The sequence below is a fragment of the Wolbachia endosymbiont of Drosophila barbarae genome (assembly GCF_044752445.1).
Taxonomy (GTDB): Bacteria; Pseudomonadota; Alphaproteobacteria; order Rickettsiales; family Anaplasmataceae; genus Wolbachia; species Wolbachia pipientis.
Window position 1 is genome coordinate 1 of record NZ_JBIXJM010000241.1, and the last position, 12,202, is coordinate 12,202.

Annotated in this window: 12 protein-coding genes and 2 pseudogenes; 9 read left to right on the forward strand and 5 right to left on the reverse strand. The window is 36.0% G+C overall.

The window, feature by feature from the left end:
- The first annotated feature begins 259 nt into the window (after window positions 1–259).
- The 4 genes from rpsP (at window position 260) to trpS (ending at window position 3,224) form a co-directional block, all read left to right on the forward strand.
- Complete coding sequence (gene rpsP, locus ACIPNH_RS05855; RefSeq protein WP_006279266.1) at window positions 260–580, forward strand: 30S ribosomal protein S16; 321 nt, start codon at window positions 260–262, stop codon at window positions 578–580.
- A 10-nt stretch (window positions 581–590) separates the two neighbouring features.
- On the forward strand, window positions 591–1,577 hold the full coding sequence (locus tag ACIPNH_RS05860; protein WP_010962840.1) for a polyprenyl synthetase family protein: 987 nt from the start codon (window positions 591–593) through the stop codon (window positions 1,575–1,577).
- Between the two features lie 61 nt (window positions 1,578–1,638).
- Entirely contained in the window at window positions 1,639–2,208 is a 570-nt protein-coding gene (locus ACIPNH_RS05865; protein ID WP_155969407.1) for a nucleotide exchange factor GrpE, read from the forward strand.
- Window positions 2,209–2,225: 17 nt separating this feature from the next.
- Window positions 2,226–3,224, forward strand: coding sequence for a tryptophan--tRNA ligase (trpS, locus tag ACIPNH_RS05870; protein ID WP_006280207.1), 999 nt, complete (start codon window positions 2,226–2,228; stop codon window positions 3,222–3,224).
- A 175-nt stretch (window positions 3,225–3,399) separates the two neighbouring features.
- Here trpS and ACIPNH_RS05875 read toward each other — a convergent pair whose 3' ends face one another.
- The 4 genes and pseudogenes from ACIPNH_RS05875 to ACIPNH_RS05890 all read right to left on the reverse strand — a co-directional run bounded on the left by ACIPNH_RS05875 (window position 3,400) and on the right by ACIPNH_RS05890 (window position 6,777).
- Window positions 3,400–4,161 (reverse strand): alpha/beta hydrolase, encoded by a 762-nt coding sequence (locus tag ACIPNH_RS05875; RefSeq protein ID WP_012673268.1) that lies wholly within the window; start codon window positions 4,159–4,161, stop codon window positions 3,400–3,402.
- Between the two features lies 1 nt (window position 4,162).
- Window positions 4,163–4,690 (reverse strand): c-type cytochrome, encoded by a 528-nt coding sequence (locus tag ACIPNH_RS05880; RefSeq protein ID WP_010082469.1) that lies wholly within the window; start codon window positions 4,688–4,690, stop codon window positions 4,163–4,165.
- Window positions 4,691–5,130: 440 nt separating this feature from the next.
- Window positions 5,131–6,386, reverse strand: a pseudogene (locus tag ACIPNH_RS05885) (IS4 family transposase).
- A 214-nt stretch (window positions 6,387–6,600) separates the two neighbouring features.
- A complete protein-coding gene (locus tag ACIPNH_RS05890) occupies window positions 6,601–6,777 on the reverse strand; it encodes a hypothetical protein (RefSeq protein ID WP_167347026.1) in 177 nt (58 codons plus the stop codon).
- A 141-nt stretch (window positions 6,778–6,918) separates the two neighbouring features.
- Here ACIPNH_RS05890 and ACIPNH_RS05895 point away from each other — a divergent pair, with 141 nt between their 5' ends.
- From ACIPNH_RS05895 to ACIPNH_RS05910, 4 genes are read left to right on the forward strand one after another with little or no spacing between them, the layout of a single operon-like run.
- A complete protein-coding gene (locus tag ACIPNH_RS05895; protein WP_400772202.1) occupies window positions 6,919–7,089 on the forward strand; it encodes a hypothetical protein in 171 nt (56 codons plus the stop codon).
- Window positions 7,090–7,144: 55 nt separating this feature from the next.
- Window positions 7,145–8,464: a WH2 domain-containing protein gene (locus tag ACIPNH_RS05900; RefSeq protein WP_400772204.1), complete on the forward strand. Its 1,320-nt coding sequence runs from the start codon at window positions 7,145–7,147 to the stop codon at window positions 8,462–8,464.
- Window positions 8,465–8,519: 55 nt separating this feature from the next.
- A complete protein-coding gene (gene proS, locus ACIPNH_RS05905) occupies window positions 8,520–9,788 on the forward strand; it encodes a proline--tRNA ligase (protein WP_400772205.1) in 1,269 nt (422 codons plus the stop codon).
- Window positions 9,785–10,141 carry a holo-[acyl-carrier-protein] synthase gene (locus ACIPNH_RS05910; RefSeq protein ID WP_151807997.1) on the forward strand — a complete coding sequence of 119 codons (357 nt, stop codon included), beginning with the start codon at window positions 9,785–9,787 and terminating at the stop codon, window positions 10,139–10,141. Before proS ends, ACIPNH_RS05910 begins: the two co-directional genes overlap by 4 nt.
- 234 nt (window positions 10,142–10,375) lie before the next feature.
- On the opposite strand, the pseudogene ACIPNH_RS06805 reads toward ACIPNH_RS05910, so the two are convergent.
- Window positions 10,376–10,474, reverse strand: a pseudogene (locus ACIPNH_RS06805) (WPE palindromic element domain-containing protein); the annotation flags it as partial.
- 167 nt (window positions 10,475–10,641) lie between these two features.
- Here ACIPNH_RS06805 and ACIPNH_RS05920 point away from each other — a divergent pair.
- Window positions 10,642–12,138, forward strand: a complete 1,497-nt coding sequence (locus ACIPNH_RS05920; protein ID WP_400772208.1) for a proton-conducting transporter transmembrane domain-containing protein — start codon at window positions 10,642–10,644, stop codon at window positions 12,136–12,138.
- The last annotated feature ends 64 nt before the right edge of the window (window positions 12,139–12,202 follow it).

Here is a 12,202-nt window from a genome sequence, read left to right on the forward strand (position 1 = left end):
TTTGAGATAGTTACATGAATTTACCATAAATCACCATCTCATAAAGTGTGATGCAACAAAGCCATTCCAGTGTCAAGCACTGGAATGACACCATTTGCTGTGCAATTTACCTTCAAAAATGAATGTTCGTATAGCTGTGCGCCCGGCACTGCCCTACATTATTGGTAATTATATTATAAGGTGCAAAAGTTGTATAATTCATTTGACTTAAAACGGCTCATTGTATAAAATTGTGGCTAATATATGAATAAAGGTTAACATGGCAGTTAAAATAAGGTTGGCGAGGTTTGGCGCAAAGAAACGCCCTTTTTATAGGATAGTTGTAGCTGATTCACGAGCACCAAGAGATGGGCGTTTTATTGAGAAAATAGGACAATATGATCCAATGTTACCAAAAGACAATAAAAATCGTGTTGTGGTGAAAGCTGATAGATTAAAACATTGGCTAAGTGTAGGCGCGCAGGCAACTGAAAGAGTACTGTGGTTTATCAAAAAAGGCATAGTAACTTTAGAAACAGAACCAAAGAAAACAGAAAAGAAGAAAGTAGAGAACGAGAAAGCACAAGGGCAAGAGGCATAAGTCTCTTAAAATGCTAAATACTGATTTAACAAACAGCGATAAATTAGACGATATTGTATCTTCTGATTTGTCAGCTATGAATGACTTTGTCTTCAAAAATGTCAATGATGAAGATGCTAAGCTTGCTACTGATATTATATCTCATCTTGTTAGGTCAGGTGGAAAAAAAATAAGGCCTAAACTAGTTTTTATTATATGTAAAATGCTAAACTATTCTGGGGAGAATAGGATCAACGTTGCTGCATCGGTAGAGTTTATACACAATGCTACTTTACTTCATGATGATGTGCTCGATGAAAGTGAGGCACGCCATGGAGTTAAAACAGCGAATAAGATTTGGGGGAATAAATCAAGCATTTTAGTTGGTGATCTATTGTTGACTCTAGCATTTAGATGGCTTATAGAGTGTGGAAATTTAAATATTCTCTCTATTTTATCTAAAGCATCGCATTTACTTGTGAAGGGTGAAATAAAGCAGATGACAGCACGCTTTGACCCTCACACAGTCAGGGAAAATTATTTTGATATCATTGGAGAAAAGACAGCATCTTTATTTTCTGCATGCTGTGAAGCTGCATCAACAGTATCTGGTGCAACAAATGACGAAACAGAGAGGCTAAAGAATTTTGGTTTTAATTTTGGTATGGCATTTCAAATAGTTGATGATATGCTCGATTATACTGCTAATCAAGGCACTTCTGGAAAGCAAGTCGGAAAAGACTTTTTCGAAGGTAAAGTCACCTTACCTGCTATTATAGCATACGAAAAGGGCAGTCCAGCAGAGCAAAAATTCTGGGAAAAATGCTTTTCTTCAGCTAGACACAATTTTGACCAAGCATTACACTATATTAATCACCATAATGCCATTCAGCTTTCTATGGAAAAAGCTAGACACTACATTAATATGGCACAAAATGATATTAGTACTTTTTCTGATTCTTTTTATAAAACTACTTTAATTAACTTTTTAAATGCGAGCATAGAAAGACGAATGTAGCTGGCGCTTGATATTTTCAGATTAATTGTTATATATTTATTAGATTCTTAAGGGTAATGATATGTCAGATAGCAGTAAGGAGAAAAAGAAGAAGTTTGCTGATATGGTAAGTAGGCAGAAAGGTGACGACCAACAAAGTGATAACCATAAGCAAACTGATGATTTAAATGAAGATCTCAATACATTAAGAGAACGTGCAGCTCAGCTTGAAGATCATTTACGCCGTGCTGTTGCAGATAATGAAAACGTCAAACGTATAATGCAAAAGCAAATTAGCGATGCAAGTGACTACGCAGTCACAAAACTTGCACGTGATATGATCGACTCGTGCGACAATTTAAAAAGAGTAATGGAAATTTTGAAAGACGGTGATCCTGTTCATGAGGGGATTAAAGTAGCTTATCAAAAAATTATAAATGATCTAAAAAAACATGGAATAGAGGAAGTAGATCCACTTGGTGAGCTTTTTGATAGTAATTTACACCAAGCTGTTGTGGAAAGAGAAGACAATGAAAAAAAGCCTGGCACCATTGTAGAAGTACTACAAACTGGTTATACTATCAAAAATAGGTTGCTCCGTCCTGCAATGGTTATTCTTTCTAAGAAATCTGCTGATTGTGGAAGCGATTAGCATGAGGTAAATGTATAATGACAAGTATTGTCTTTTCAGGTATCCAGCCAAGTGGCGTACTACATTTAGGTAATTATCTTGGTGCAATCAAACAGTGGATAGACTTACAGGATAAATACAAATCTCTTTTTTGTATTGTCGACCTACACGCAATCACAGCAAATAAGCTTCCCGCAAGTGAATTAAAAAGTAATATTTTCAAAACAGCAGCAGCTTATATTGCATGCGGAATAGATACAGAAAAGTCCATTATTTTTAGTCAGTCCACAGTTAGTGGTCATGCAGAACTGGGCTGGCTGCTTGGATGCTATACACCAATTGGTTGGCTTAATCGCATGACTCAATTTAAAGATAAAGCTGGCAGCGATAAACAAAAAGCCTCTCTTGGATTATATAGTTATCCAGTACTTATGGCTGCAGATATATTGTTGTATCAAACTAAATACGTTCCTGTTGGTGATGATCAAAAACAGCATTTGGAGCTTGCACGTGATATTGCATCAGCTTTTAACAATCATTATAAGCTGGATTATTTCATCGTACCTGAAATCTTAACTTTGGATTGCACATCAAGGATAATGAGCTTAAGGGATGGCACAAGCAAGATGAGTAAATCTGATCCTTCAGAACATTCGTGCATTAACCTTGATGATACGGATGACTTAATTGTCAAAAAAATAGAAAAAGCAAAAACAGATTCAATTCTAGGCTTTGCTACTTTAAAGTGCCGACCAGAAATAAGCAATTTGATAAACATTTATTCAGTGCTTAGTAATGTAAATGCAGAAAAAGTATGTGAAGAAGTGAACAAACATGACATGAAGCACTTCAAAAAAGAGTTAGCTGATTTAATTATCAGTGTTATATCACCCATACGTGAGAAAATGAATGATCTTTTAAAAGACCAATTCCATTTACATGAAATATTAAAAAAAGGCACAAAGAAAGCAGCAGAAATTGCAACCCATAATATAAAAGAAATCAAGGATATTATTGGATTTGCTCAATATCTGTAAGGTTCCAAAGTGTGATGGTGCGAACCGTCATACCGCCGCGGTATCTCAGCCGCTAACACGTAGCGGAATGACGGTTTTTCAAATTGTCGGTAAATCTAAGTCAGTTTAGCTATAGGCAGCAATTTTCTGTATTTATTTTAAGTTGAAGAAAGCTCAAATGAAAAATCGTGTTTTGCTAAAAATCACAGAATGCAGTCTGGTTACAAAATTCTCTAATGGTCTTAAATAAAACTTCCAGTGAATGATTGTCAGACATATTGTGCTCTGCTGATTTTATTAAGTGTACTTCAACATCGGTTGACTTAATTTTTTCAGCTAAATTCAATGAAGTTTGATAAGGAACATCTTTATCATTAATGCTATGCAGCAAGCGCACAGGACAGTTTATATCTATTGTCTTTTTGTTTAAAAGAAGGTTCTTTCTGCCATCTTCGATCAAATTTTTAGTTATTTTGTATGTACAATGCTCTGAAGTAAAATCTATTACACCTTTAGAATCTAGTTCTTCTTTTTGCTTGCCTGACAATTGCTTGAATATCAAATCTTCAGTAAAATCGGGAGCAGACGATATACCAATTAGTGCTGCAATTTTTTCTGGAAATTGAAGGGCAGTGAGCAACATCAGCCATCCTCCCATACTTGAACCTATAATTATTTGTTTATCGCTAGTTAATTCACTCATTACTTTAGCACAATTTTTTTGCCAATCACTTATCGTGTAATCAATAAAATTACCACTTGAATGACCGTGACCAAAATAATCAAATAGCACAAGTGCTACGTCATTTTCTTGGCAAAATTTGTAAATAGCAGTTGCTTTAGTTCCATCCATATTGGATGCAAATCCACCGAAAAAAACTACAGAAGCTTTCTTTCCTTGTAGCTTTCGATATGCTATGTGACCATTATTTCCATCAAACAATTTACAATAATCCATACTACTTTGGCAAAGCAACCGGGCTATCACTCAATTGATGCAAATAACTAACTAGATCTGCAATTTCTTGTGGATTGGAAATACCTGCAAATGCCATACGTGTACCTTTTATATAGGCTTTTGGGTTCTTTAAAAAGGCAAATAGCTCCTCATACCCCCATTTTCCACCTCTTTCAAGCACTGCTTTTGAGTAATTGAATGAGTTACCAAGATGGGCCTTTTTATTTCCAACTATGTTCCATAAGTTTGGTCCTACTTTATTCATTCCACCTTTCTCAAAACTATGGCAGGCTATACATTTTTTTGCTGCTGATTTACCTTTCTCAAAGCTAGCATTCTGCATGAGCGCTCCAATATCAAGCGCCACTTGCTCGATTTTTTGCTGGAACTCATTGCTGCCAGCAGCTACTATCGTTTGGTGTTCAATCTTATATTCTTCTGGACTGTAAAGCATATCAACTACATTACTAACTATCATAATGATTAGCCCAGAAAGTAAAATCGATGCTGCAATCTTATTAAGCTCCATAGTTAATTTTTATTAAGTAATGTTACTTAAATTATGCGAATATTTTCGCAAATAGCAACCAATTACCTTGAAGCTCGCTAAAGATGAGAGTCTCTATAGCTGACCCAAGAAAGGTTTTCCTACGTCCATACCGCCGCGAACCGTCATACCGCGATTCATTCGCGGTATCTCAGCCGCTAACAAGAGATCCCGCTAACAAGTAGCGGGATGACGAGGTTCACTGCCATTAAGTTAAGGAAAGAATGGTTAAAAACTGAACTAAAAAGTCAGAAATAATTAAGGATTTATGACAAATGCTGAAACAGAATAGAGTAAACTTTAAAGCAGATAAACTCTGAAGTGTAAATTACTTAAGAAACAGTTTGTTTAGAAGTCATTTTACAGGAGCTATGGCAATAAGCTACCCAGTTATTATCAGAAGATATGAATACTACCTCTAGTCAAAATATGTGTTTTCTAACCCTTTTTTGGTAATTGAACGAACGAAGATAAGGTACCTTATGACGATCAACTTTCCTTCCCTTTCTTACCGCCAAAGTGTTCATCAAAAATAGCTTTGATAATTGATCCATAATGCAGTCAGTATCTGATTCCGTAGCAAAAATGTCGAAAGCCAAGTTTTTGATCGCGTTAAATGAGACAGATTTGTTAATGCTCCTCTTAAGCTTATCATCGGTTAAGTCCATATTCAACGCTTCTTCTACATCTTCTGTCATAACACTTTCTAGGTTGCTAATAATGATAGCTGACCAAAAATCCTGTTTAACAGACTCAACACTTTTTCCTGTAAAATTTTCTAGACTTAGTCTTCCTTTGAGTTTTGCAAAAAATGTCTCAACTCCCCAGCGTAAAAAATATAACTCCTTAAATCCTCCAGTTTGAAACTTTTGTTCATCCATTAATGATGTAGCTAACACTTCAATTTCACCAGATGGCAGTACCACTTTGAAGCGTTATTCCACTATTTTCTTGTTTTATCTTACGCTGAGCACATATGGTAACCTCAACACTAGATGGGCTTTTTTCTTCAAACATAGCATTCACTTCATTAAAAGATGATCTGGGACATCGAATGACATAAGCAATTTTTCTTTTTGTAAGGCTAGAAAGAAATTTATAAGATAAATATACAAATCAGTAAGTCATTAGTATTTACAACTTTAAGCATTTCATCTGCTAAGTTAATTTCATGAGTGTTACCTCTATCTAACACTGACCTTATGGCAACATTATTTAGCACATCTTAACAAACCGCAAAGGTTGCACTTGCATAATCACCTAAATCTTTTGGTTTTTGGTTACGTATTTTTCTTGAGCCAAATTCATTTTTTATTTCAACGCTTGTTGGTAAAATGATTTTGGAGGCATCAAGAGCTAACACTCTAAAGCCAAAACAAGTTTTAAATTTTTGGTCTTGGTAGTACAAGGAAACCACACCTTCGTTAATTTCTGAAAATGCACTGTGTTTCATTTTTTTTCTTGCTTGACTAAAAGCACTAGCAGTAACGGTATAGTCTTTTTTCCTATATAAAATAAATTCGTTTAGTATTACTTGCAGCGACTTTACACTTTTTCTTAAAATTAAGATAAATATGTCAATAAAAGATAACTTCCTCTTTCTCATAAAATCTTTTGAAGATGATTTATGGGATTCTATAAATTCTAGACTTGCCAATTCATTTTGAATAAATTTTATTACTGCCTTTTTTACTCATACTACCTTTAAACTTATTGGTATACATCATTATCCCATAAAATCTATCTTTTTTCCTTAACTTAATGGCAGTGAGACGAGGTTATCGTCATGCCGCCACGAACCGTCATACCGCGATTCATTCGCGGTATCTCTTAGCCGCTAACAAGTAGCTGGATGACGATTGTCAGGGTGTAATCCCAGTGTCCCTATAATGTCATCCCAGTGCCCAGACACTGGGATCCAGGAAAGTTTGCTTGTAAGCAAGCAAACTAGCACAGAAAGTGGTTACAACATTTTCGATGAGATTATATGGAAAACTGGATCCCAGTGTCAAGCACTGGGATGACAAAAAAAGGAGCACTGGAATAGCACCATTTGTTATGTTTAACAAAGTTCGTACTTAGCTTCATGTTAGCCATAAATATTTAAGAAATTTACCAAATGGAAAAAAAGGCAAAAGAAGCCCCATGGTTAACTAGTTCTGACACTGGTTTCCATCCAAGACGGCAGTAGCCCCTTCGGTGTCATTCCAGTGTCAAGCACTGGAATGACAAAGGAGAGCAGTGTCAGCTACTTGGATGACACCTTTTTTCTACTTAGTGTGGGTTATACAAAAAGTCTATTGTATGGCTATTGCTGGTCGTATATTACTTATAGCTTATCTATTCAAATTGCAACTTTGTCTTTCATAATTAATTATTGACAGAAATTATTAATTGGGTTATTATTAAATTATCGTTAACAAGTGAGGCAAAGAAATGATGATATCCAATAATTCTTCATTGCTAAAAGATAGTCAGGAGCTTACTAAAACTAAGCAGACTATATGGAAACCTTTAATTGCTGTTTCATTATTATCTATATTTAGTTTCATATCTGGTCAATATCTTCCTTATGTTATTATAGCAGTTTCTGGTTCTGGTCCTATTGCAGCAGTTCCTTTAGCAATTTTTGCTGTTTCCACGGTTGTTGCACTTATTTCAGTGACACATCTTGTTAAACTGGCTATTTCTAGAGATGATAATAAGAAAGAAGTAGGTCTTAATGGACAGAAATTCGGCCATACTCCATCTCAAGAACCACAAAAATTTGTGTGTAAAAATTGTACTAATCTGGAGAATAAATCAAATGTACCTACTCCTCAATCACCTCCAGTAACATTGGGTACACAACCAAATCCAAGTGTCAGTGTACCACCGCCACCACCTCCTCCATTGCCACAAGATGCTGCACTACCACCACCTCCTCCTATGCCAACTCCTGAGCAATTGAATCAAGCAAGTGGTGCAGTACCTCCACCACCACCTCCTCAAAATTCATCAACTCAACAGGGTAGTAATGATTTACTTAATAGTATAAAAAAAGCTGGCGGTAAGGCAGGTGTGAGCAAAGAACAGAAAAAAGCACGCGATGAAAAATTAAAACAAAATAGGGAAAAACGAGAAAAGAATAGTGAAGGTGAGCAAACAGATTCCAAAAATGCTTTATTTGCAGAAATAAGAGGAGGTTTTAAATTGAAACCAGTTAATAAAAATCAACAAAGCCCTGAGAAGAGTACTCCAAAAACAAAGTGTGATACGGCTTCTATTCTTGCAAGGAGAATAGCCACTGAATTCTCAGATAGTGAAAGTGAGCATTCTGATTCTATTAGCGATTCAGGTTGGACTACAGATGAAAGCAAAGACAAACAGAAAGAGATAGAGCAGAAAAAGAAGGTGCTGACAAAAAGCAGGAAAAAATCTACGCCTTCAAATTCCCAATCAGACAATAAAAAAGGAATAAGCACTCCCGAGAGTGGTTATAGATCTGATGATGACCAACAATATCCTGAAACTGCAGCTCCGCCAAGCCACCAACCAAATACAAAAAAGCCACCGATACCGCCTAAGCCTGTTAATTTAAAAACGAAACCTGAAGCTCCTCTTGCAACAACAGCGACTGAAGTGAAAGACTCATTTACTCGTTCTGTTAAGGAACGTTGTGGCATGTTTGGTAGAGCGGCTACTAAATTTGAGAGGGAATCGGTGTTACGATACGTTAAGGAAAGCACCACGCACTTCCCTTCTTTTTCAAAATAAGTTTGCCTACAAGTCTGATTGTATTAAGATTACTTAATACAATCAGATCTATTATATGCGTTTATCCAAGTATTACTTACCAACTCTAAAGGAAAAGCCTGCTCATGCTAAAATTATCTCCCATCAATATTCTTTACGTGCAGGTTTAATAAAGCAGATAGCATCTGGCATCTATACGTGGTTACCACTTGGTCTGCGCGTGCTTAAAAATATTGAAGACATCATCAGAGATGAAATGGATAAATCTGGTGCTATTGAAGTGTTGATGCCTTGTGTACAACCGGCAAATCTTTGGCGAGAATCAGGGCGTTACGATGATTACGGTAAGGAAATGTTGCGTATAAAGGATAGGCATGAGGAAGATATGCTTTTTGGTCCAACGCACGAGGAGGTAGCAACTGATCTAATTAGAAATGTGGTAAAAAGTTACAAAGATTTGCCACTTTGTTTATACCAAATTCAATGGAAATTTCGTGATGAGGTAAGACCACGTTATGGCGTTATGAGGGGTAGGGAATTTTTGATGAAGGATGCATATAGTTTTGATGTGGATTACGAAAGTGCACAGAATTCATACAATTTGATGTACAAGACTTACATAAAAATCTTCAAACGCATGGGACTTACCCCAATTGGAGTTCGAGCTGATACGGGGACAATTGGAGGAAATTTGAGCCACGAGTTTCATATATTGGCAAACACTGGTGAAAGCACTTTATATTACGACAACAAATTTTCTGAGTTGCTAGAAAGCGAAGATGTTGAAAGTTTGAAGAGTATATACGCAGTTGCAGATGATATGCATGATCCTGAGACTTGCCCTATATCACAAGAGCAGTTAAATGTTAGTAAAGGTATTGAAATAGGGCATATTTTTTATTTTGGCGACAAATATTCAAAGCCTATGAAGGCAAGTGTTACTTCTCAAGATAGAAAAAATGTCAATATACATATGGGTTCGTATGGCATTGGGGTTTCAAGGCTTGTTGGTGCAATAATAGAAGCTTTTCATGATGATAAAGGAATTATCTGGCCAGAATCGGTGGCTCCTTTCAGAATTGGTTTAATCAATTTACAAACGAAAGTAACGGAGGCTGCAGATAAAATATACAAAGCTTTGAAAAGCGATGAAGTGCTTTACGATGATACGGAAGGGAGTGTAGGAGTAAAATTTTCTAGAATGGATCTGATAGGCTTGCCGTGGCAAATAATTGTCGGAAAGAAAGCAGTAAGTGAAAATATAGTTGAAGTAAAAAATAGAGCAACTGGAGAGGTAAAGGAAATGCAGATTGAGGAAGCAATAAATCACTTTAGCGCAAAATGATACACGGTATCGGCACTGACATAGTATATATACCAAGAATATTGAGAATATTACAAAAATACGGGGAAAAATTTCTCAATAGAATCTACACTGAAAAGGAAATAGAGCTAAGTAGAAAGTATAATAGTCAAGAAATGCGAGCAAGGTATTTTGCTAAACGCTTTGCAGCAAAAGAAGCTTTTGTTAAAGCACGAGGTAGTGGTCAGGGTATTACAATGAAAGATATAGAAATATACAATGATGTAAGAGGCAAGCCATATCTTACCGTTAGCAAGGATTTTATCTCCAAAATTCATCTTTCTTTAAGTGACGATGGAGATTACGCTACTGCATTTGTTGTAATTTGCGTCTAGCAGATATTTTCAATTTATGCAGTTGACTTTGTGCTATCTATATAGCTAAACTGACTTACGACAATTTGAAAAACCGTCATTCCGCTACTAGTTAGCGGAATCTATGCTGAGATACCGCGGCGGTATGACGGTTCGCGGTGGCATGACGATAAGCTCGTCATCCCGCTACTAGTTAGCGGATGAGATACCGCGAATGAATCGCGGTATGACGGTTCGTGGTGGTATGACGTAAATTGCTGTCATTCCAGTGCTTGGCACTGGAATCCAGCCTTTATTATGCAGCCACTTAGTTGAAATTAAGTTTTCTGGATCCAAGTAGTCAGGGCACTGGGATGACATCTTTGTTGTGTTTAACAAAAACAAATGTTCGTACAGTTGTGGAATGAATCGCAGTATAGCTATAGCATACACAAACGACTAGTTTGCCAAAAAAACATAGCGGTTTTTCTATGATTTTAGTATAATTCTAGCTTTACCTAAACAAAAAGATGAATTATTTAATGGACTGTGTTTTAACGTCTCTTTCCTTACCATTTTCAATTACTGAGAATTATTTATTAATTACTGCGTTGATTCCACTTTTAAGTGCGTTAGTTATTTTTTTTACTGGTAAATGGCCCGGAGTGAACAATAGTATTACTGTCACTTCTTCTGTACTTCTGTTTACGTATACGTGTCTGTGCACTTTATATTGGGTATATGGTGATCATTCTCAATTTATTCTCATGGATTTTGGTAATAATTTGCACATTAGTTTAAAGCTAGAGTCTACCGGAGTAATATTCAGTTTATTAATATCGTTTTTATGGGTGCTGACCAGTATATATGCAATATGTTATATGCAGAATAACTATGCTGATAGCAATCACTCAAGTTTTCTATGCTTTTTTTCAATATCGATTGGCTGTGCAATGTTTATTGCTTTTTCTGGAGACTTGCTCACTACATTTGTCTTTTATGAGCTTCTAACTATTAGTACATACCCTCTGGTTACTTACAACTCAACAAATGAATCAATGATTGCAGGACGCTATTACTTTGGCGTGCTATTTTTCTCTTCTTTGGTATTATTTTTTCCTGCAATAGGCCTTTTATATCATGAATTTCATACTTTAGACTTTGTAAGCGGTGGAATATTCAAATTTGATACTTCACTCATCACTTTCATTGCAGTGTGTTTTGCTATGCTGATTTACGGAATAGGAAAAGCTGCATTAATGCCAATGCATTTTTGGTTACCAAAAGCAATGGTTGCACCAACTCCTGTGAGTGCACTACTGCACGCTGTTGCTGTTGTGAAATCCGGAGTTTTCATCATCATAAAAGTTATATTATACACTTTCGGCGTCGATAACATGCAACGTTTTGTGCAGCAAAATTGGTTTGCTGGAGGGTGGCTTCCGTACGCTGCTGGATTTACTATTATTACTGCATCATTGATTGCACTAAAGCAAAAAGAATTAAAGAAGTTGCTTGCTTACTCTACCATCTCTCAATTGTCGTATATTATATTATTCGCTTCAATTTTTAGTGATCTCAGCATGAGGGTTGCAATTTTTCAATTAGTTTGCCACGCATTTGCAAAAATCACTTTGTTTTTCGTTGCCGGAGCAATAATAACGAGAGCAGGTGAGAAATATATAGATAAGATTTACGGTATAGGACGCAGTATGTCAATTAGCATGACAGCATTTGCTATAGGTGCATTGTCTATGATAGGGGTGCCGCCTGCTCCGACTTTTTGGGGTAAATTTCTCATTTTTCAAGCTGTTTTCAACTCTGGCAATGTAATACTTTCTGTGTTTGTAACTCTAGTGTTAATTGTTAGTACTATACTCAACGCTCTGTACTTTTTACCGATAATTTACAATGCCTTTTTCTTAAAACCTTCTCAGAATTACTTTATTAAAAAAACACCAATTCTTCTAGTTTTACCTCCAGTTATTACTGCTATGTGCACTTTGGTTATTTTTTTTAGCTACCAAGTAATATTTTAAAATCTGTATTTATAACCATTAACAATAAATTTAAATGGTATTATACCAGCCAGAGTTGCTTTTA

Bases quoted from the DNA above. Each gene is read 5' to 3' on its own strand.
- rpsP (WP_006279266.1), top strand. From the start codon at position 260: ATGGCAGTTAAAATAAGGTTGGCGAGGTTTGGCGCAAAGAAACGCCCT.
- ACIPNH_RS05860 (WP_010962840.1), top strand. From the start codon at position 591: ATGCTAAATACTGATTTAACAAACAGCGATAAATTAGACGATATTGTA.
- ACIPNH_RS05865 (WP_155969407.1), top strand. From the start codon at position 1,639: ATGTCAGATAGCAGTAAGGAGAAAAAGAAGAAGTTTGCTGATATGGTA.
- trpS (WP_006280207.1), top strand. From the start codon at position 2,226: ATGACAAGTATTGTCTTTTCAGGTATCCAGCCAAGTGGCGTACTACAT.
- ACIPNH_RS05875 (WP_012673268.1), bottom strand. From the start codon at position 4,161: ATGGATTATTGTAAATTGTTTGATGGAAATAATGGTCACATAGCATAT.
- ACIPNH_RS05880 (WP_010082469.1), bottom strand. From the start codon at position 4,690: ATGGAGCTTAATAAGATTGCAGCATCGATTTTACTTTCTGGGCTAATC.
- ACIPNH_RS05900 (WP_400772204.1), top strand. From the start codon at position 7,145: ATGATGATATCCAATAATTCTTCATTGCTAAAAGATAGTCAGGAGCTT.
- proS (WP_400772205.1), top strand. From the start codon at position 8,520: ATGCGTTTATCCAAGTATTACTTACCAACTCTAAAGGAAAAGCCTGCT.
- ACIPNH_RS05910 (WP_151807997.1), top strand. From the start codon at position 9,785: ATGATACACGGTATCGGCACTGACATAGTATATATACCAAGAATATTG.
- ACIPNH_RS05920 (WP_400772208.1), top strand. From the start codon at position 10,642: ATGGACTGTGTTTTAACGTCTCTTTCCTTACCATTTTCAATTACTGAG.